At 61.1% G+C, this 18,712-nt stretch carries 17 protein-coding genes and 1 other RNA gene; 4 read left to right on the forward strand and 14 right to left on the reverse strand.

All coding sequences use genetic code 11. The features are described 5' to 3' along the window. Positions 1 to 3: 3 nt before the first annotated feature. The 14 genes from JFT85_RS11120 to rsmI all read right to left on the reverse strand — a co-directional run bounded on the left by JFT85_RS11120 (position 4) and on the right by rsmI (position 15,071). Positions 4 to 960, reverse strand: coding sequence for a D-alanine--D-alanine ligase (locus JFT85_RS11120; protein ID WP_069553328.1), 957 nt, complete (start codon positions 958 to 960; stop codon positions 4 to 6). Beyond that, complete coding sequence (gene murC, locus JFT85_RS11125) at positions 957 to 2,402, reverse strand: UDP-N-acetylmuramate--L-alanine ligase (RefSeq protein ID WP_053254472.1); 1,446 nt, start codon at positions 2,400 to 2,402, stop codon at positions 957 to 959. The genes JFT85_RS11120 and murC overlap by 4 nt, the downstream gene beginning before the upstream one ends. Next, complete coding sequence (gene murG, locus JFT85_RS11130; RefSeq protein WP_053254471.1) at positions 2,395 to 3,465, reverse strand: undecaprenyldiphospho-muramoylpentapeptide beta-N-acetylglucosaminyltransferase; 1,071 nt, start codon at positions 3,463 to 3,465, stop codon at positions 2,395 to 2,397. The genes murC and murG overlap by 8 nt, the downstream gene beginning before the upstream one ends. Then, positions 3,455 to 4,672: a putative lipid II flippase FtsW gene (gene ftsW / locus JFT85_RS11135; protein ID WP_053254470.1), complete on the reverse strand. Its 1,218-nt coding sequence runs from the start codon at positions 4,670 to 4,672 to the stop codon at positions 3,455 to 3,457. The genes murG and ftsW overlap by 11 nt, the downstream gene beginning before the upstream one ends. After that, complete coding sequence (gene murD / locus JFT85_RS11140) at positions 4,669 to 6,015, reverse strand: UDP-N-acetylmuramoyl-L-alanine--D-glutamate ligase (RefSeq protein ID WP_053254469.1); 1,347 nt, start codon at positions 6,013 to 6,015, stop codon at positions 4,669 to 4,671. The genes ftsW and murD overlap by 4 nt, the downstream gene beginning before the upstream one ends. A 6-nt stretch (positions 6,016 to 6,021) precedes the next feature. Next, the gene (mraY, locus tag JFT85_RS11145) at positions 6,022 to 7,104 is read right to left on the reverse strand and encodes a phospho-N-acetylmuramoyl-pentapeptide-transferase (RefSeq protein WP_053254468.1); all 1,083 of its coding nucleotides are present in this window, start codon (positions 7,102 to 7,104) and stop codon (positions 6,022 to 6,024) included. Next, positions 7,104 to 8,474 (reverse strand): UDP-N-acetylmuramoyl-tripeptide--D-alanyl-D-alanine ligase, encoded by a 1,371-nt coding sequence (locus tag JFT85_RS11150; protein ID WP_201229860.1) that lies wholly within the window; start codon positions 8,472 to 8,474, stop codon positions 7,104 to 7,106. The genes mraY and JFT85_RS11150 overlap by 1 nt, the downstream gene beginning before the upstream one ends. After that, positions 8,467 to 9,930: a UDP-N-acetylmuramoyl-L-alanyl-D-glutamate--2,6-diaminopimelate ligase gene (locus JFT85_RS11155; protein WP_201229861.1), complete on the reverse strand. Its 1,464-nt coding sequence runs from the start codon at positions 9,928 to 9,930 to the stop codon at positions 8,467 to 8,469. Before JFT85_RS11155 ends, JFT85_RS11150 begins: the two co-directional genes overlap by 8 nt. Further along, positions 9,930 to 11,672, reverse strand: coding sequence for a peptidoglycan D,D-transpeptidase FtsI family protein (locus tag JFT85_RS11160; protein WP_169876072.1), 1,743 nt, complete (start codon positions 11,670 to 11,672; stop codon positions 9,930 to 9,932). Before JFT85_RS11160 ends, JFT85_RS11155 begins: the two co-directional genes overlap by 1 nt. Continuing rightward, the gene (gene ftsL, locus JFT85_RS11165; RefSeq protein ID WP_003216203.1) at positions 11,672 to 11,965 is read right to left on the reverse strand and encodes a cell division protein FtsL; all 294 of its coding nucleotides are present in this window, start codon (positions 11,963 to 11,965) and stop codon (positions 11,672 to 11,674) included. Before ftsL ends, JFT85_RS11160 begins: the two co-directional genes overlap by 1 nt. Next, positions 11,962 to 12,909: a 16S rRNA (cytosine(1402)-N(4))-methyltransferase RsmH gene (gene rsmH, locus JFT85_RS11170; RefSeq protein WP_069553324.1), complete on the reverse strand. Its 948-nt coding sequence runs from the start codon at positions 12,907 to 12,909 to the stop codon at positions 11,962 to 11,964. The genes ftsL and rsmH overlap by 4 nt, the downstream gene beginning before the upstream one ends. After that, positions 12,906 to 13,361 (reverse strand): division/cell wall cluster transcriptional repressor MraZ, encoded by a 456-nt coding sequence (mraZ, locus tag JFT85_RS11175; protein WP_003171868.1) that lies wholly within the window; start codon positions 13,359 to 13,361, stop codon positions 12,906 to 12,908. Before mraZ ends, rsmH begins: the two co-directional genes overlap by 4 nt. Positions 13,362 to 13,716: 355 nt before the next feature. Further along, an RNA gene (gene rnpB, locus JFT85_RS11180) (RNase P RNA component class A) lies at positions 13,717 to 14,070 on the reverse strand. Positions 14,071 to 14,165: 95 nt separating this feature from the next. Beyond that, complete coding sequence (gene rsmI, locus JFT85_RS11185) at positions 14,166 to 15,071, reverse strand: 16S rRNA (cytidine(1402)-2'-O)-methyltransferase (protein ID WP_139372189.1); 906 nt, start codon at positions 15,069 to 15,071, stop codon at positions 14,166 to 14,168. Between the two features lie 176 nt (positions 15,072 to 15,247). Here rsmI and JFT85_RS11190 point away from each other — a divergent pair, with 176 nt between their 5' ends. From JFT85_RS11190 to JFT85_RS11205, 4 genes are all read left to right on the forward strand, one after another. Then, positions 15,248 to 17,059 carry a penicillin-binding protein activator gene (locus JFT85_RS11190; RefSeq protein WP_078827758.1) on the forward strand — a complete coding sequence of 604 codons (1,812 nt, stop codon included), beginning with the start codon at positions 15,248 to 15,250 and terminating at the stop codon, positions 17,057 to 17,059. Then, a complete protein-coding gene (locus JFT85_RS11195; protein WP_053254462.1) occupies positions 17,059 to 17,430 on the forward strand; it encodes a YraN family protein in 372 nt (123 codons plus the stop codon). Before JFT85_RS11190 ends, JFT85_RS11195 begins: the two co-directional genes overlap by 1 nt. A 92-nt stretch (positions 17,431 to 17,522) precedes the next feature. Further along, positions 17,523 to 18,116: a phosphoheptose isomerase gene (locus JFT85_RS11200; protein WP_007904374.1), complete on the forward strand. Its 594-nt coding sequence runs from the start codon at positions 17,523 to 17,525 to the stop codon at positions 18,114 to 18,116. Next, on the forward strand, positions 18,113 to 18,694 hold the full coding sequence (locus JFT85_RS11205) for a BON domain-containing protein (protein ID WP_073637286.1): 582 nt from the start codon (positions 18,113 to 18,115) through the stop codon (positions 18,692 to 18,694). The genes JFT85_RS11200 and JFT85_RS11205 overlap by 4 nt, the downstream gene beginning before the upstream one ends. Positions 18,695 to 18,712 lie beyond the last annotated feature (18 nt).

Below are 18,712 nucleotides of genomic sequence, written 5' to 3' on the forward strand. Positions count from 1 at the left end.
TGCTTAGCCTCTTGGCTCAATGCTGTCGGCCAGGATCGCCAGCACCAACTGCTGGAAATCCAAACCGGCTGCACGGGCGGCCATAGGTACCAGGCTGTGATCGGTCATACCGGGAGCAGTGTTGACTTCAAGGAACCAGAAATTCCCTTGGTCATCCTGCATCACGTCTGCCCGCGCCCAACCGGCGATACCCAGCGCCTCACAGGCTTTCGCCGTGAGGTCCATCAATTCCTGTTCCTTGATTGCGTCGAGGCCACACGGGATCCGGTACTGAGTATCGGAGGCCAGGTATTTGGCGTCGTAATCATAAAAGGTGTGGGGCGTGCCCAATGCGATAGGCGGCAATACCTGGCCACGCAGGGTGGCGATGGTGTACTCGGGACCCTGGATCCACTGTTCCACCAACACTTGCGAATCGTAGGTACTTGCCGCTTTCCATGCGTCGATCAATTCGGCGGCCGAGTTCACTTTGGCCATGCCGATACTGGAGCCTTCATGGGCAGGTTTGACGATCAAAGGCAGGCCCAGTTCCTTGGCCGCAGAAATACAATCGTCTTCGCTGCACAACACGCTGTGACGCGGGGTTGGAATACCCAGGCTGTGCCACACCTGCTTGGTGCGCAGCTTGTCCATGGCCAGCGCCGACGCGAGGATGCCGCTGCCGGTGTAAGGGATGCCGGCGCACTCGAGCAAGCCTTGCATGCTGCCGTCTTCACCGCCACGGCCGTGCAAAATAATGAAGGCGCGGTCGATCTTCTCGGCTTGCAGGCGGGCGAGGAAATCATCGCCCACGTCGATACCGAACGCGTTCACGCCGGCGCTTTGCAGCGCCTCAAGCACGGCGTTGCCGGACTTGAGCGACACGTCGCGCTCAGCGCTCTTGCCGCCAAACAGCACGGCCACGCGGCCGAAGTCAGCAGGCGCGACGGTGGAAAACAGCGCGTCGTAGTGGCTGGTCATTTCGACTTCCCCTGTGCGGCTGCAAACAGCGGACTCGCGAGCAATTTAGGCGCAAGCCCGCCGATATCGCCGGCGCCCTGGCACAGCAGGATGTCGCCGGCGCGCAGCAGCGGCTTGACGATCGGCGCCAGGTCCACACCGCGCTCGATGTAGATCGGGTCCAACTGGCCACGCTGGCGGATGCTGTTGCACAGCTTGCGGCTGTCGGCACCCGGGATCGGCTCTTCACCGGCCGGGTAGACTTCCATCAACAGCAGCACGTTGGCATCGGCCAATACATTGACGAAGTCGTCGTACAGGTCGCGGGTACGGCTGTAGCGGTGCGGCTGGTACACCATCACCAGGCGACGCTCCGGCCAGCCACCGCGCACGGCTTTGATGACGGCTGCGACTTCGGTCGGGTGATGACCGTAGTCGTCCACCAGCATCACATCACCGCCGTCCACCGGCAGTTGGCCGTAGACCTGGAAGCGACGGCCGACACCGGCAAAGCGCGACAGGCCTTCGACAATAGCTTCATCGCTGACGCCCTCATCGGAGGCGATGCAAATCGTCGCCAGGGAGTTGAGCACGTTGTGGTTGCCCGGCATGTTCACCGACACGTCCAGCGGCTCGCGCTCGGGGCGCAGTACGGTAAAGAAGGTTTGCATGCCTTCCTGACGCACATTGATCGCACGCACGTCAGCGTCTTCGCTGAAGCCATAGGTCACGGTTGGACGCTTGACCTGCGGCAGGATTTCGCGAACCACCGGATCGTCCAGGCACACCACAGCCAACCCGTAGAACGGCAGGTTGTGCAGGAACTCGACGAAGGTTTTCTTCAACTTGTTGAAGTCACCGTCGTAGGTCGCCATGTGGTCTTCGTCGATGTTGGTGACGACAGCGACCAGCGGCTGCAAATGCAGGAAGCTCGCATCGCTTTCATCGGCTTCGGCGATCAGGTAACGGCTGGTGCCGAGCTGGGCATTGGTGCCCGCGGCATTCAGACGACCACCGATCACGAACGTCGGGTCCAGGCCACCGGCCGCGAACACCGAAGCGATCAGGCTGGTGGTGGTGGTTTTGCCGTGGGTGCCGGCGACGGCGATGCCGTGGCGATAGCGCATCAGCTCGGCGAGCATCTCGGCACGCGGCACCACCGGAATACGCCGCTCAAGGGCAGTGGCCACTTCCGGGTTGGAGGTGTTCACGGCGCTGGAGACCACCAGCACGTCGGCCTCGGCGGCGTTCTCGGCACGGTGGCCGATAAAGATCTGCGCACCAAAACTCTTCAGGCGCTCAGTCACCGGCGACTCTTTCAAGTCGGAGCCGGACACCTGATAGCCGAGGTTCAACAGCACTTCGGCAATCCCGCACATGCCCACGCCGCCGATGCCGACGAAGTGAATGCGACGGATGCGGCGCATCTCGGGTTGTGGCATGGCTTTCTGATTCTCAACCATGGGCCACCTCCAGGCAGATATCGACCACGGTGCGGGTTGCGTCAGGTTTAGCCAGGCGGCTTGCGGTGCTCGCCATGCTGTTGAGTCGTTCCGGTTGCATCAAAACCTCGGTCAGGCGTGCGGCCAAATCGGCGGCGCCAGTCGTTCTTTGCGGCAGCAGGAAGGCAGCGCCCTCCCCGGCCAAATATTCGGCGTTGCGGGTCTGGTGATCGTCGATGGCATGGGGCAAAGGCACCAGCAAGGACGGCAGACCGGCCGCAGCCAGTTCACTGACGGTCAGCGCGCCTGCGCGACAGACCACCAGGTCGGCCCAGCCATAGGCGTGGGCCATGTCTTTGATGAAGGGCTGTACATTCGCCTCGACACCGGCCTCGCGATAGCGGGTGGCGGTGATTTCATCGTGGTGCTTGCCAGCCTGGTGGAAGATCTCCGGGCGCGATTGCACGGGGAGTTGCGCCAGCGCTTCAGGCAACAGTTTGTTCAGCGGCTCGGCGCCCAGGCTTCCGCCAAGGATCAGTAAGTTCGCCTTGCGCCCGGCCAATGGCTGGCGGGCAATGTCCATGAACAGCTCGGTACGCACCGGGTTGCCGGTGGTGCGAAGCTTGTCCGAGGCCGCAAAGGTTTTCGGGAAGGCCTCACACACTCGCGCGGCCAACGGCACCAGCAAACGGTTCGCGGTCCCGGCGACGGCGTTTTGTTCGTGCACAATCACCGGCACACCGGCGAGCTTGGCGGCGACACCGCCAGGGCCAGTCACATAACCGCCAAAACCCAGCACACAGACCGGTTTCAATTCACGAATAATTTTGCGCGCCTGCCAGACAGCCTTGAGCAACACGAACGGCGCCTTGAGCAGGGACAGCTTGCCCTTGCCGCGCAGGCCGGTGACGTTGATCAAATGCAGCGCCAAGCCGGCATTCGGCACCAATTCATTTTCAATGCCGCGCGGCGTACCGAGCCAATGCACGGTGTAGCCACGGTTCTGGAATTCCCGCGCGCAAGCCAGGGCCGGGAACACATGGCCCCCGGTGCCGCCCGCCATGATCAGCACATTAGCGCCCATGGGTCGGCTCCTCGGCAAAATCGCTCTCGCTGAATTCCATCTCTTCGCTGCCCAAGTGGGTTCGACTCTCCCACTCGATGCGCAGCAATAACCCGAGACACGCGCAGCAAATCACCAACGAACTGCCGCCATAACTGAGGAACGGCAAGGTCAGGCCCTTGGTCGGCAGCAGGCCGACGTTCACACCGATGTTGATCAGGAACTGGCCGATCCACAGGAACGACAAGCCGTAGGCCACATACGCGGCGAAATACTGTTTGGCCTTCTCGGCCCACAAGCCGATGTACATGCCGCGTACACACACGAACACGAACAGCGCGACAGTGCACAGCGAACCGACCACCCCGAGCTCTTCGGCGAGTACCGAGAACACGAAGTCGGTGTGCGCTTCCGGCAGGTAGAACTGCTTCTGCACGCTGTTGCCCAGGCCCACGCCCAGCCACTCGCCGCGACCGAAGGCGATCAACGCCTGGGTCAACTGGTAACCGGAGCCGAACTGGTCGGACCAGGGGTCGGTAAAGGTAATCAGACGGGCCATCCGGTAGGGTTGCGCCTGCACCAGAACGGTCACTGCGGCCACGGCCAGCACCACCATCAAGGTGAAACGGAACAGGCCAACGCCCCCAAGGAACAGCATCGCTGCGGCGGCGCCCATCATCACCACGGTGGCACCGAAGTCAGGCTCCATCAGCAACAGGCCGGCCATGGGCAGCAGCACGATGAACGGCTTGAAGAAGCCCATCCAGCTTTCGCGCACTTCTTTCTGACGGCGGACCAAATAACCCGCGAGGTAGATCACCACGAAAACCTTGGCGATTTCCGACGGCTGCACGTTGAACGCACCGAAACCGATCCAGCGCATCGAACCGTTCACCTCGCGGCCGATGCCGGGGAGGATCACCATGACCAGCAAACCAAACGCACCGATCAGCATCAGCCAACCCAGGCGCTGCCAGGTGGCAATCGGAATCATCATGGTGACGATGCACGCGCCCAGACCAATCACCAGGTACACCAGGTGGCGGATCATCATGTACAGGGTGTTGCCCGACTGCACGGCGGCCACTTCGGAGGACGCTGACGTAATCATCACCAGGCCCAGACCCAGCAGCGCGAGGCAACCGGCAAGCATCGGGAAGTCGAGGTCGATACCACGCCCGGTGATGATCGGCGACGGGTACGGCTTGATGATATTTCTGAAATTCATGCCAAGGCCTCCACGCCGCGGGCGAACAGCTGGCCGCGCTCTTCGTAGTTCTTGAACATGTCGAAGCTGGCGCACGCCGGCGACAGCAGCACGGCATCACCCGGCTGGGCCAGGGCTTGGCACTGGGTAATGGCGTCGTCCAGGGACGTGGCGCGCACTTGCGGCACAGCGTCACCCAAGGCGGCGGCGATCAGGTCGGCATCACGGCCCATCAGCACCACGGCGCGACAATGCGCAGCCACCGGCCCTTTAAGGTCCTTGAAGTCGGCACCCTTGCCATCGCCACCGGCGATCAGCACGAGCTTGCCTTCGATGTCGGCACCGAGGCCTTCGATGGCAGCCAGGGCCGCACCGACATTGGTTGCCTTGGAATCGTTGTAATAGCTGACGCCATTGAGGTCGCGCACCCACTGGCAGCGGTGCTCAAGGCCGGCGAACGTACGCAGGCTGGACAACATGGCATCAAACGGCAGGCCCACAGCATGGCCCAGCGCCAGGGCGGCGAGGGCATTGGCCTGGTTATGCGCACCACGGATTTTCAGTTCGCGCACCGGCATCAGGTTCTGGAATTCGAAGGCCAGGTACTTCTCGCCGTTCTCTTCACGAATGCCGAATGCCTTGAAGTCGGGTTTGCCGAGACCGAAGGTCCAGCATGGCAGGCCCTCGCCCATCAGCGGACGGCTCAGGGCATCCTGGCGGTTGACCACCACTTGCCGGGCACCCCGGAAGATCCGGTGCTTGGCCAGGTGGTACGCCGGCAGGCCGCTGTAACGGTCCATGTGGTCTTCGCTGACGTTCAGCACGGTGGCCACTTCGGCACCCAGGTCGTGCGTGGTTTCCAGCTGGAAGCTCGACAGCTCCATCACGTACAGCTCGACGTCGTCGCTGAGCAGGTCCAGCGCCGGCGTGCCGAGGTTGCCGCCCACGGCCACGCGCTTGCCGGCCGCAACCGCCATCTCGCCGACCAGGGTGGTCACCGTGCTTTTTGCGTTGGAACCGCTGATGGCCACAATCGGCGCCTTGGCGTTACGTGCGAACAGGTCGATGTCGCCGGACAGCTTCACGCCACGCGCCGCTGCCGCTTGCAGGGCCGGTGTCGCCAGGGCCAGGCCGGGGCTCACGTAGAGCTCATCGGCGCGGCACAGAAACTCGACATCCAGCTCGCCACAACGCACTTCCACGTGCGGGTAGTCACGGCGCAGCGTGACCAGCTCCGGTGGATTTTCCCGCGTGTCGGCCACGGCAAACGACGTGCCCCGGTTCGCGAGGAAGCGAACCAGGGACATGCCGCTCTTGCCGAGGCCGACAACGATGCGGAAGTGGTCTGAAGCGATCAGGGACACTCGTTTCTACCTCAGTTTCAGGGTGGCAAGGCCGACCAGTACCAGAATCACGGTGATGATCCAGAAACGGACAATCACACGCGGCTCGGGCCAGCCCTTGAGTTCAAAGTGGTGGTGAATCGGCGCCATGCGGAACACGCGGCGCCCGGTCAATTTGAAGGAGGCCACCTGGATGACCACCGACAGGGTTTCCATCACGAACACACCGCCCATGATGAACAGCACGATTTCCTGGCGTACGATCACGGCGATGGTGCCCAAGGCTGCGCCCAGCGCGAGCGCGCCGACGTCACCCATGAAGACTTGTGCGGGATAGGTGTTGAACCACAGGAAGCCCAGGCCGGCACCGATCAGCGCGCCGCAGAACACGATCAACTCACCTGCGCCCGGCACATAAGGGATCAGCAGGTATTCAGCGAACTTCACGTTACCCGACAGGTAGCAGAAGATGCCGAGCGCGCCGCCCACCATCACCGTCGGCATGATCGCCAGGCCGTCGAGGCCATCAGTCAGGTTCACGGCGTTACTGGAGCCGACGATGACGAAGTAGGTCAGCACCACGAAGCCAATGCCCAGTGGAATGCTCGCATCCTTGAGCATCGGGATGATCAAGGTGGTTTCCACGGCGCTCGGCGCAGTGGTGTAAAGGAAGATCGCCGCCGCAAGGCCGAACACCGACTGCCAGAAATATTTCCAGCGGCTCGGCAGGCCCTTGGAGTTCTTTTCGATCACTTTGCGGTAGTCATCGACCCAGCCGATGGCGCCGAACAGCAGGGTCACCAGCAGCACGACCCACACGTAGCGATTATGCAGGTCGGCCCACAGCAAGGTGCTGATGCCGATGGACGACAGGATCAGCGCGCCGCCCATGGTCGGGGTGCCGGACTTGGACAGGTGCGACTGCGGGCCGTCATTGCGAACCGATTGACCAATTTGCAGGCTCTGCAGGGTGCGGATCATCCACGGCCCCAGGAACAGCGACAGAGACAGCGCGGTCAGCACACCCAGAATCCCGCGCAGGGTCAGGTACTGAAAGACCGCGAAGCCTTTGTGGAACTGTTGCAGATACTCAGCCAGCAGCAGCAGCATTAATGTTTCTCCGTACTTGAGCCACACAAGGCCGCGACGACGTTTTCCATCACCGCGCTGCGCGATCCCTTGATCAAAATGGTTGTGTGTTTGTCTTGTTCAGCCCCGCCCAGCGCCTGGATCAGCTCGGCCTGGGTTGCAAAATGCCGCGCGCCGAGACCGAAGGCGTTTACTGCGTGAGCCATGTTCGGGCCGACGGCGTAGAGCGCATCGACTTTGCCTGTGGCATAGGCGCCGACTTCGCGATGGGACTGTTCGGCCCAATCGCCCAGCTCGGCGATATCGCCCAGCACCAAGACCTTGCGACCCTCGAAGCCTTTGAGCAGGTCAATGGCGGCACAGACCGAGGACTGGTTGGCGTTGTAAGTGTCATCAATCACGCGCATGCCATTGGTAGCCAACTGCGCAACGGTGCGGCCTTTAACCGGCTGCACCGCGCCCAGGCCGGTGGCGATGCCGAACAGCGACACACCCAGGGCATGGGCGGCAGCAGCGGCGGCCAGGGCATTGGCGACGTTATGGTTGCCCAGCAGATTCAGCTGCACGTGCTCGCTGCCTTGCGGGGTGTGCAAGGTGAAGGACGGGCAACCACGGGCGTCGACGGTGATACGGGAGGCGTGGAAATCAGCCGCTGCGTTCAGCACGGCAAACGTCAGGACCTTGCGACCGGCGGCGCGTACACGCCAGGTCTCGAAAGCCTTGTCGTCGAGGTTCAGCACGGCGGTGCCCGACGCATCGAGGCCCTCCAGGATTTCGCCCTTGGCCTCGACGATTTTTTCCGGGCCGCCGAACTCGCCAACGTGAGCGGTACCGGCGTTATTGATGATCGCAACGTGGGGCTTGGTCAGCGCCACGGTGTAGGCAATTTCGCCGATACGCGAAGCGCCCAGTTCGATCACCGCCGCCGTGTGTTCCGGGGCCAGTTCGAGCAGGGTCAGCGGAGCGCCGAAATCATTGTTCAGGTTGCCACGGGTAGCGAGGACCGGCCCGCGCGTGCGCAGCACGCCTGCAAGCAATTCCTTGACCGTGGTTTTGCCGCTGGAGCCGGTGATGGCGGCAACCGGCTTATTAAAGGCGGCGCGGTTCAGCGCCCCGAGTTGGCCCAACGCCAGGCGAGTGTCAGCGACCAACAACTGCGGCACGCTGGAATCCGCTACTTCGCGCTGTACCAAGGCGCCTACGGCGCCTTTGGCGGCCACTTCGTTCAGGTAGTCGTGACCATCGAAACGCGGGCCGGCCAATGCGACAAACAGTTGCCCCGGCGTGATGTTGCGACTGTCGATACTGACGCCGTCGAAGCTGCAATCGCTCGACAGTACGCGGGCCGACAAGGCCTGGGTCAGTTCGCTGAACTTCATCGCCTTAAGCATGGGCAACCTCCCAGGCCGTCAGGGCGTGATCGGCTTCGACCAGGTCGGAGAAGGCATGGCGTTCGCCGTTGATTTCCTGGTAGTCCTCGTGACCTTTACCAGCCAGCACCACGACATCGTCAGCGCTGGCGCTGGCGATCAGTTGCGCAATGGCTGCGCCGCGACCGGCAACGAAGCTCACCTTGGAGGCGTCTTTAAAGCCGACACGGATGTCATCGAAAATCTGGCTCGGGGCTTCGCTGCGTGGGTTGTCATCAGTGACGAGCACGCCATCGGCCAAACGCTCGACGATCTCGGCCATCAACGGACGTTTGCCGCGATCGCGATCACCGCCGCAGCCGAACAGGCAGAGCAATTTGCCCTTGGCGTGTGGGCGCAAGGCTTCGAGCACTTTCTCCAAGGCGTCCGGTGTATGGGCGTAATCGACCACCACCAGCGGCTGGTTGCCGCCACCCAAACGTTGCATGCGACCGGCCGGGCCTTCCAGTTTTGGCAGCACGCGCAGGATTTCATCCAGCGCATAGTCCAGACCGAGCAGTGCGCCGATGGCGGCAAGCACGTTGCTCAGGTTGAAACGGCCGAGAAGTGCGCTGCGCAAGTGGTGCTCGCCCTGCGGCGTAACCAACGTGGCAAGCACGCCTTCGTCGTTGAATTGCGCGTCACGGCAATACAGGTACGCACTGGAATCCTCCAGGCTGTAGCTGATCAGGCGTGCTTCGCTGTCTTCAGCCGCCAGCTGGCGACCGAACGCATCATCCAGGTTCACCACCCGGCACTTCAGGTCATTCCAGGCAAACAGCTTGGCCTTGGCGGCGGCGTACGCCTCCATGGTGCCGTGGTAATCGAGATGATCGCGGGACAGGTTGGTCATCACCGCCACGTCAAACGCCAGGGCAGACACGCGCCCCTGGTCCAGGCCATGCGAGGAGACTTCCATGGCCACCGCCTTGGCACCGGCCTTTTTCAGGTCGGCCAGCGTGGCTTGCACGGCAATCGGGTTCGGCGTGGTGTGCAGGCCGCTTTGCAGCGTGCCATAAAAACCCGTGCCCAGGGTGCCGACGATGCCGCAATGCTGACCCAGCTGGTCAAGGGCTTGCGCGACTAATTGGGTCACACTGGTCTTGCCGTTGGTGCCGGTCACGCCCACCAGGTTCAATTGGCGGCTCGGGTCGCCATAGAAACGCCCGGCAATATCCGACAGCTGCGCTGCCAGCCCTTTGACCGGAATCAGCGGCACATCGGTGATCGGCAACACAGTGGCGCCGTCCACTTCATAAGCAACCGCAGCCGCACCGCGCGCCAGGGCATCAGCGATGTGCGCACGGCCATCGAGCTTGCCGCCCGGCACCGCCAGGAACAGGTCACCGGCGCGTACATTACGGCTGTCCAGGCTCAACTCGCGAATCAGCAGATCGCGTCCGGCGTGGGCAAAAATCTTGTTCAAACTAAGAGACATCAGCCGCGCCCTCCATTGGCTTTGGCAGCAGCGGCCGGTGGTCCGGCGTTCGCTTGTTGAGTCGGCGGCAAGTTGTCCGGCGTGATGTTCATCAGGCGCAGGGTGCCGGACATCACTTTGCTGAACACGGGTGCCGATACCAGACCACCGAAGTAGCCGGCCTTACTCGGCTCATCAATCACCACCACAATGGCGTAGCGCGGGTCGCTCATCGGCCCGAAACCGGCGAACAGCGAACGGTAGGAGTTTTCGGCGTAACCCTTGGTGCCCACCGACGTTTTACGGGCGGTACCCGACTTGCCGGCCACGTGATACGCCGGCACCTGGGCACGGAATACACCGCGCGGCGCTTCGATCACTTGTTGCAGCATGCCTTGCATGGTCTTGGCGACGTTTTCCGGGATGACCTGGGTGGCTTTCGGCGCTTCGTCGACGTGGATCAAGCTCAACGGAACCATACGGCCATTATTGGCCAATACAGAGAAGGCATGGGCCAACTGGATCGCCGTGACCGACAGCCCGTAGCCGTAGGACAGCGTAGCGGTCTCGGCTTTTTTCCAGTCGCGGTAGTTCGGCAGGTTGCCCACGCGCTCACCCGGGAAATCCAGGCCGGTGGGTTGCCCCAAGCCGATTTTTTGCGCCAGGTGGTAGATGGTTTCGCCGCCGATATCGAAGGCGACCTTACTCATGCCCACGTTACTGGAGTTGATCAGAATACCGGTCAAATCCAGCACCGGGCCCTCGGTACGGGATACGTCACGAATGGTGTATTTGCCCAACTGCAGGGTGCCCGGGTAAACCTCGACTTTGTCGCTTGGCTTCCAGCGCCCGGTTTCCAGGGCGGCACTCATGGAGATGGCTTTCATGGTCGAACCGGGCTCGAACACGTCGATCATTGCGCGGTTGCGCATCATCGCCGGCTGCAGGTTGCGACGGTTGTTCGGGTTGTAGGTCGGCTGGTTGACCATGGCGAGGATCTCGCCGGTCTTCACGTCCATGATCACCAGGCTGCCAGCCTTGGCGCCGTTTTCGATGATTGCGTTACGCAGTTCACGGTTGGCCAGGTACTGCAGGCGCAGGTCAATCGACAACGCCAAGGGCTTACCGGCCTTGGCGTTTTTGGTGACCTGGACATCCTTGATCAGTCTGCCGCGCCGATCCTTGATGACCTGGCGCTTGCCAGGAACGCCCGCCAGCCATTCATCGTAGGCCAGCTCCACGCCCTCACGGCCATGGTCATCGATGTCGGTAAAGCCAACCATATGCGCGGTGGTTTCACCGGCTGGGTAGAAACGACGAAACTCCTCGATGCCGTAGACACCGGGGACTTTAAGGTCGAGCACTTGCTGGCCTTGCTCGGGGGTGAGCCCGCGCACCAGGTAGATGAATTCTTTATTGGCCTGGGCTTCCAGGCGTTCGGCCAAGGCTTTCGGGTCCTGACCCAGGGCAGCTGCAAGCTCTGGCCACTTTTCCTTGGCGGTTTGCAGTTCCTTGGCGTTGGCCCACAGGGTGGTCACCGGGGTACTGACGGCCAGGGGCTCACCGTTACGGTCAGTGATCAGGCCGCGGTGCGCAGGAATCGGGATGTGCCGCAGGCTACGGGCATCGCCCTGACCAATCAGGAAGTCACGGTCGACCACTTGCAGATCGATGATCCGCCAGGCAATCGCGGCCACCATGAGTGCCAGCAAGCCCAGCATCAGGCGGAAGCGCCATGGGTAGAGTGCGCCTTCAAGTTTCATCATGGCGCCACCATACGAACTTCGGCCGCGCCCGGAATATGCATTTTCAGCTGTTCGGTGGCCAATACTTCGATGCGGCTATGGGCCGTCCAGGTACTTTGCTCAAGGATCAACCGGCCCCACTCCGCCTGCGCTTTATCGCGCACGCTCAATTCCCCATAAAGGGTATTGAGCAATTGGCGGTTGTAGTGGGCGCTGTAGGACACCGCAATCGCGGACACCAGCACGCCGACAAACAACAGCAACATAAAGAAGCTGCCGCCCGGGAGGGGCTTGGCGAAAAGCTTGCTCACCGCAACTTCTCCGCGACGCGCATGACGGCGCTACGGGCACGTGGGTTGGCCTTGAGTTCGGCTTCGGAAGCGAACTGCGCTTTGCCATGAATTTTGATTTTCGGCACAAAGGCTTCAAACCGCACCGGCAGGTTGCGCGGCAGGTTATCGGACTCGCCCTTGACCAGACGGCGCATGAACAGCTTGACGATGCGGTCTTCCAGGGAGTGGAAGCTGATCACCACCAGGCGACCACCCACTTCGAGGGCCTCCAGTGCGGCTTCGAGGCCGGCTTCCAGATCGCCCAATTCGTTATTGACGTGAATGCGCAGGCCCTGAAATGCGCGGGTCGCAGGGTTCTTGCCCTTTTCCCACGCCGGGTTGGCGACTTTCAGCACTTCGGCCAGGTCGGCGGTGCGTTCAAACGGCTGGATCTCGCGGCGCTCGACAACGGCGCGCGCCATACGGCCAGCGAAACGCTCTTCACCGTATTCCTTGAACACACGGGTGATTTCTTCATGGGGCGCAGTGGCGATGAACTGCGCGGCACTGATGCCGCGAGTAGGGTCCATGCGCATATCGAGCGGGCCGTCGTTCATGAAGCTGAAGCCGCGCTCCGGGTCGTCAAGCTGTGGCGAAGACACGCCCAGGTCGAGCAGAACCCCGGCCACCTTGCCTGCCATGCCGCGCTCGGCCACTTCGGCACCCAGCTCGGCAAAGCTACGCTGCACAACGACAAAGCGGCCGTCTTCGGCCGCTAGCGCTTGCCCGGTGGCAATCGCTTGAGGGTCTTTGTCAAACCCGAGGAGTTTGCCGCCAGGCCCGAGCTGGCTGAGTATCAACCGGCTGTGCCCGCCCCTGCCGAAGGTGCCATCCAAATAGCAGCCATCCGCGCGTACGGCGAGAGCCTCAACGGCTTCGTCAAGCAGTACGGTGATGTGGTTAAAGCCGCTATCAATAGTCACAGGATCAAATCACGCAGTTCATCAGGCATAGCGCCCGGTTGTTGAATAGCAGCCAGGTCAGCTGCAGACACAGCATCCCAGGCATCTTCGTCCCACAATTGGAACTTGTTCAGTTGGCCGACCAGCATTGCGCGCTTATCCAGCTTGGCGTATTCGCGCAAACGCGGAGGCACCAGGAAACGACCGCTGCCATCGAGTTCTAGGTCGACGGCATTACCGATCAGCAGACGCTGCAGGCGGCGGTTTTCTTCACGCAATGAAGGCAGGGCGCGCAACTTGGTTTCGATCAACTCCCACTCATCGAGCGGGTAAACACACAAACAAGGGTCAACGGCGTCAATCGTGATGATTAACTGGCCTGAACTTCGCGAAATGAGCTCGTCACGATACCGGCTCGGCATGGCGAGACGGCCTTTTGCATCGAGACTGATAGCGTTAGCTCCGCGAAACACAGATGCGTTTCTCCAAATTTTAGCGTTTTACGTTCAAAAAACCCACTTTGTGCCACTTTCCGCCACTTGCGCACACTATAGGAATGCGCCCACCACACCGTCAAGGCGCGGATTCAAGGAAAAGCCTTACAGAACGGAGATTTAGGAACGTAAAAGGAGGAGAAACGAGAGTTTGGCGATGTTTTTGACTCAACAACCGCAGATAGCTCAAAGCGCTAGGGCTTAAAGTTAAAGTAATTTATTAAGAGTAAGATTTTTTTGGTATTACGAAGATGCATCTGCCAATGATTTGGCAGGGAGGGATTCTTGCGTTACTACCGGTTTTCTGCACGAGACTCGAACAGAAGGAAAAAAGGTGGAGAGTCGATCTGTAAGCCGGGTTCTGTCTTGAACAGTCATTCGTCTACGATGGCCATCACTGGACATCTTTAGCAACCTACCCGGTCCCAGCGCGGGCCACGCCTTGGGACCCTATTTGGTCTTGCTCCAAGTGGGGTTTACCTAGCCACGAACTGTTGCCAGTCGTGCGGTGCGCTCTTACCGCACCTTTTCACCCTTACCGGCACCGAAGTGCTTAGGCGGTTATTTTCTGTGGCACTTTCCGTAGGCTCACGCCTCCCAGGCATTACCTGGCACTTCGCCCTATGGAGCCCGGACTTTCCTCCCCCCCCTAATTTTCATAGAGGGCAGCGACTGTCCAATCGACTCTCCGCCGCGCAGGTTAACGGCACGGCGGGCTCAGGACAAGTATTAAAGTACAGCAATGCCATCACGTTCAGACGGAATACCGGTTTAACCCCGGAACTATTCGGCTTTCTGTTTATCCAGCGCGACCTGATAAAGCACATTCTTACGCACACCGGTAATTTCAGCCGCCAAGGCTGCTGCACGCTTGAGTGGCATCTCCTTGAGCAACAGATCCAGCACTCGCATGGCTTCGCTGCCCACGGCATCTTCATCTTCCGGCGCCGTCCAACCGGCCACCAGCACCACACATTCGCCGCGCTGTTGATTGCTGTCGCCCTCGACAAAGGCTCGCAACTCTTCAAGCGGCAAGCCCTTGAGGGTTTCGAAGGTCTTGGTCAGCTCCCGCGCCAACAGTGCCAGGCGCTCGCCGCCAAACACCAGTTCCATATCCTGCAAACATTCCAGGATGCGGTGCGGGGCTTCGTAGAAGATCAAGGTGCGCGGTTCTTCCTTTAACGCTTGCAGACGCGCGCGACGACCAACCGCCTTGGCCGGCAGGAAACCTTCAAAGATAAACCGGTCCGAGGGCAACCCGGCCGCCGATAATGCAGCAATCAGCGCGCACGCCCCCGGAACAGGCACTACATTGATACCAGCGGCACGGGCCTGGCGGACCAGGTGGTAGCCGGGATCGGAAATCAACGGCGTGCCGGCATCCGAGATCAACGCCACGTCATCACCGGCCAGCAAGCGCGTGATAAAACGGCTGCCTTCTTCGCGCTCGTTGTGTTCATGGCAGGCAGCTAATGGTGTGCTGATACCAAAATGCTGCATCAAACGCTGGGAGTGCCGCGTGTCTTCTGCCGCGATCAGTTTTACCTCGCGCAGCACTTTCAGCGCCCGGGCACTGATGTCGTCCAGGTTGCCAATGGGCGTCGCCACGACAAAAAGCGAGCCTGCAGTGGAATTCAAAGGACCTGGAGCAGTCAAAACGCACACCTCGATGGTTGGCAAAAGCCGCATTGTAACGCGTAGGCGCCTTGAAAATATGCCATCAGCGCAGATGCCTTTTCAGCCGCCGATGACGAATAGCAACATTTACATGACCTAAATCGATGGTTTAACGCCAGTAACATCGCGCCTGGGCCAGTGCTTGGGTACAATTCCACGCTAATTTGATCGGTATCAGGAACACTTACATGATCGCTTGCCTGCGGCTGCTCTCCGCCCTCTGCCTCGCTGCCTTATTGGCCGCTTGCGCCAGCTCGCCCTCGTCCAGCCTTGGCGACCTCCCCCGGACCCCGGACGCCAGTATCGAGCAACTGCTCGAACAGGCCACTTCCGCCAAGACGCCAGAAAAGGCCGCGTTGTTGCGCCTGAGTGCGGCAGACCTGGCCTACCACCAGAACAATCCTGGCCGTTCGTCGCAGATTCTTGCGCAGGTGCCCCTGGATGTCCTGAAGCCGGCCGCGCAAGTATTTGCCAGCACGCTGGCTGCCGAATTGGCCATGGCGCGTAATCAGCCGAAGGCTGCACTGGCCGCCCTGAACCATCCCAGCCTGCAAAGCCTGAAGGAGCTGCCGACAGACCAGCAGGTCCGTACCGGCACCGTGCATGCGCGCGCTTATGAAGCAGATGGCCAGACCCTCGCAGCCGCTCGCGAGCGTGTCGCCATGGCCCCGCTGCTGACCGGTGACCCCGCCAAGAGCAACCACGAAGCCATCTGGACGTTGATTGCCGCGCTACCGGCCGAACAACTGCAAGCCAGCGGCAACCCGACACTCGACGGCTGGATCAGCCTGGCCAAGGCCGTCAAGGGCGCTGGAACCCTGGAGCAGCAACAAGCCGCTATCGATACCTGGCGCGCTCAGAACCCGGGCCATCCAGCGGCGGTGGATCTGCCAACCCCGCTGACCAAACTCAAGGAGCTGGCCAGCCAGCCCCTGAGCAAAATCGCCCTTCTGCTGCCACAGGAAGGTCCGCTGGCCTCGGTCGGCAAGGCACTGCGCGAAGGCTTCATGGCCGCGCACTACCAGGCGGAACAAGCCGGACAGAAGCCGCCAGTCATCGAGTTTTATGACAGTTCGCGCCTGACCTCCATCGACGACTTCTACGCCAAGGCCCAGGCTGCCGGCGTACAACTGGTGGTCGGCCCGCTGGAGAAACCGCTGGTCAAACAACTGGCTGCTCGCCCGCAGCTGCCGATTACCACCCTGGCGTTGAACTACAGCGAAGTCGATCAAAACCCGCCGCAACTGTTCCAGTTCGGCCTGGCTGCTGAAGACGAAGCCCGCGAAGTCTCGCGCCGCGCCCGCGCCGACGGCTTGCATCGCGCCGCCGCCATGGTGCCCCGTGGCGAATGGGGCGAGCGTGTCTACAAGGCCTTCCGTCAGGACTGGGAAGCCAATGGCGGCACCGTCGTCGGCGTCGAATATGTCGATCAGCCGGTCGCCCTGGCCCAACAGATTGCCGACCTGTTCCAACTGCGTAAAAGCGAAGGTCGCGCCAAGAGCCTGCAAAACACCGTCGGCACCGACGTAGCGGCGCAACCTTCGCGCCGCCAGGACATCGAGTTCATCTTCCTGGCCGTGACACCGCAACTGGCCCAACAGATCAAACCGACCCTGAACTTCCAGTACGCCGGTGATGTGCCTGTGTATGCGACGTCCCACGTATTCAGCGCCAGTGGCGACAAAAACCAGTACCTGGACATGACTAACGTGATGTTCTGCGAAACCCCTTGGCTGCTCAACACCACCGACCCGCTGCGCAACCAGGTTGCCGCGCAATGGCCACAGGCCAATGGCAGCCTCGGCCGCCTGTATGCGATGGGCGTGGACGCCTACCGCCTGGCACCGCGCCTGGGCCAACTCAAGGCGCTGCCGGACACCCGCGTTGACGGTCTCTCGGGCAACCTGGGCATCAGCGCCAACCAGCGCGTTGACCGCCAGATGCCGTGGGCGAAGTTCGTCGGCGGTGCTATCCAGCGTCTGCCGGACACCCCGCGCTGATGCCCGAGCGGTCCAGCGCACAAAGCGGCAAGGATGCCGAACTGCAAGCTCTCGAGTACCTTCAACAACAGGGTCTGCGCCTTCTGGCGCAGAACTGGTTGTGTAAACGCGGTGAGCTTGATCTGGTCATGCTTGACGGCGATACAGTAGTATTCGTCGAAGTCCGCTACAGAAAACACGCACAATGGGGTGGCGCGCTCGCCAGTATCGACGGGCGCAAGCGTCAGAAGCTGATACTCGCTGCGCAGTTTTTCCTGCAAAAAGAGCATCGCTGGGCTGACTACCCCTGCCGTTTCGATGTGGTTGCCATAGAAAGCACACCGTCTGGTCCTGCTGATCCGAACTGGCTCAAAGATGCCTTCGACAGCTGATTCGCCGGACATCTTCACCACACACTTTTGCTCTTTGCTTTGCGGGCTGCACATTCCTGTGCCAAACAGCCGCGCTACTTAAGGTCACACAGATGGACATGCAATCCCGAATTCGCCAGCTTTTCCAGGCCAGCATCGACACCAAGCAACAGGCGATGGACGTACTTGCACCGCACATCGAGCAAGCCAGTCAGGTCATGGTCAATGCCTTGCTCAACGAGGGCAAAATGCTTTCGTGCGGCAACGGCGGTTCGGCCGGTGATGCCCAGCACTTTTCCTCCGAGCTGCTCAACCGCTTCGAGCGCGAGCGCCCGAGCCTGCCGGCCATCGCCTTGACCACCGACTCGTCGACGATCACCTCGATCGCCAACGACTACAGCTACAACGAAATCTTCTCCAAGCAGATCCGTGCCCTTGGCCAACCGGGTGATGTGTTGCTGGCGATTTCCACCAGCGGCAACTCGGCAAACATTATTCAAGCGATCCAGGCCGCACATGATCGCGAAATGATTGTCGTAGCATTGACCGGTCGCGATGGCGGCGGCATGGCCTCGCTGCTGTTGCCTGAAGACGTGGAGATCCGCGTCCCGGCCAATGTCACCGCACGTATTCAAGAAGTCCACCTGCTGGCGATCCATTGCCTGTGCGATTTGATCGACAGCCAACTGTTCGGGAGTGAAGAATGACCGTTAACCGCATCAGCCTTTTGGCCATTACGCTGTGCCTCGCCATCAGCGGCTGCAGCACGGCAATCACTGCGACACGTGACACACCCATTCAGGATGACCGGGGCACACGCACTTTTGGCAGCACCATCGACGATTCGCTGATCGAAACCAAGGTCAAGGTCAACGTCGCCAAGGCCGCTACCGACCTGGGCAACGGCGCCTCGCGCATTGTGGTCACCAGCTTCAACGGCGTGGTACTGCTGGCCGGGCAGACGCCGCGTGCCGACCTCAAGGCCCAGGCCGAACAAGCCGCCTCGACGGTCCAGCGGGTCAAGAAGGTCCACAACGAGCTGCAGGTCATGGACCCGATCACCCTGCTGGCCATCAGCAACGATGCGCTGCTGACCACCAAGATCAAGGCGCAGATGCTCACCGACAGCGGTGTACCCGGCTCGCGCATCAAGATCGTCACCGATAATGGCATCGTCTACATGATGGGCCTGCTGACCCAGGCAGAAGCCACCCGCGCGGCCAACCTGGTACAGGGTGTGTCCGGCGTGCAGAAAATCGTCAAAGTGTTCGAATACATCGACTGATGTAAACGACAGCCACCA

Origin of the sequence: Pseudomonas sp. TH04, assembly GCF_016651355.1 — a bacterium.
Lineage (GTDB): Bacteria > Pseudomonadota > Gammaproteobacteria > Pseudomonadales > Pseudomonadaceae > Aquipseudomonas > Aquipseudomonas fluorescens.

Excerpts from the sequence above, each read along its gene's own strand:
- JFT85_RS11120 (WP_069553328.1), bottom strand. The coding sequence starts at position 960 with ATGACCAGCCACTACGACGCGCTGTTTTCCACCGTCGCGCCTGCTGAC.
- murC (WP_053254472.1), bottom strand. The coding sequence starts at position 2,402 with ATGGTTGAGAATCAGAAAGCCATGCCACAACCCGAGATGCGCCGCATC.
- murG (WP_053254471.1), bottom strand. The coding sequence starts at position 3,465 with ATGGGCGCTAATGTGCTGATCATGGCGGGCGGCACCGGGGGCCATGTG.
- ftsW (WP_053254470.1), bottom strand. The coding sequence starts at position 4,672 with ATGAATTTCAGAAATATCATCAAGCCGTACCCGTCGCCGATCATCACC.
- mraY (WP_053254468.1), bottom strand. The coding sequence starts at position 7,104 with ATGCTGCTGCTGCTGGCTGAGTATCTGCAACAGTTCCACAAAGGCTTC.
- JFT85_RS11150 (WP_201229860.1), bottom strand. The coding sequence starts at position 8,474 with ATGCTTAAGGCGATGAAGTTCAGCGAACTGACCCAGGCCTTGTCGGCC.
- JFT85_RS11155 (WP_201229861.1), bottom strand. The coding sequence starts at position 9,930 with ATGTCTCTTAGTTTGAACAAGATTTTTGCCCACGCCGGACGCGATCTG.
- JFT85_RS11160 (WP_169876072.1), bottom strand. The coding sequence starts at position 11,672 with ATGAAACTTGAAGGCGCACTCTACCCATGGCGCTTCCGCCTGATGCTG.
- rsmI (WP_139372189.1), bottom strand. The coding sequence starts at position 15,071 with ATGCGGCTTTTGCCAACCATCGAGGTGTGCGTTTTGACTGCTCCAGGT.
- JFT85_RS11190 (WP_078827758.1), top strand. The coding sequence starts at position 15,248 with ATGATCGCTTGCCTGCGGCTGCTCTCCGCCCTCTGCCTCGCTGCCTTA.
- JFT85_RS11195 (WP_053254462.1), top strand. The coding sequence starts at position 17,059 with ATGCCCGAGCGGTCCAGCGCACAAAGCGGCAAGGATGCCGAACTGCAA.
- JFT85_RS11200 (WP_007904374.1), top strand. The coding sequence starts at position 17,523 with ATGGACATGCAATCCCGAATTCGCCAGCTTTTCCAGGCCAGCATCGAC.
- JFT85_RS11205 (WP_073637286.1), top strand. The coding sequence starts at position 18,113 with ATGACCGTTAACCGCATCAGCCTTTTGGCCATTACGCTGTGCCTCGCC.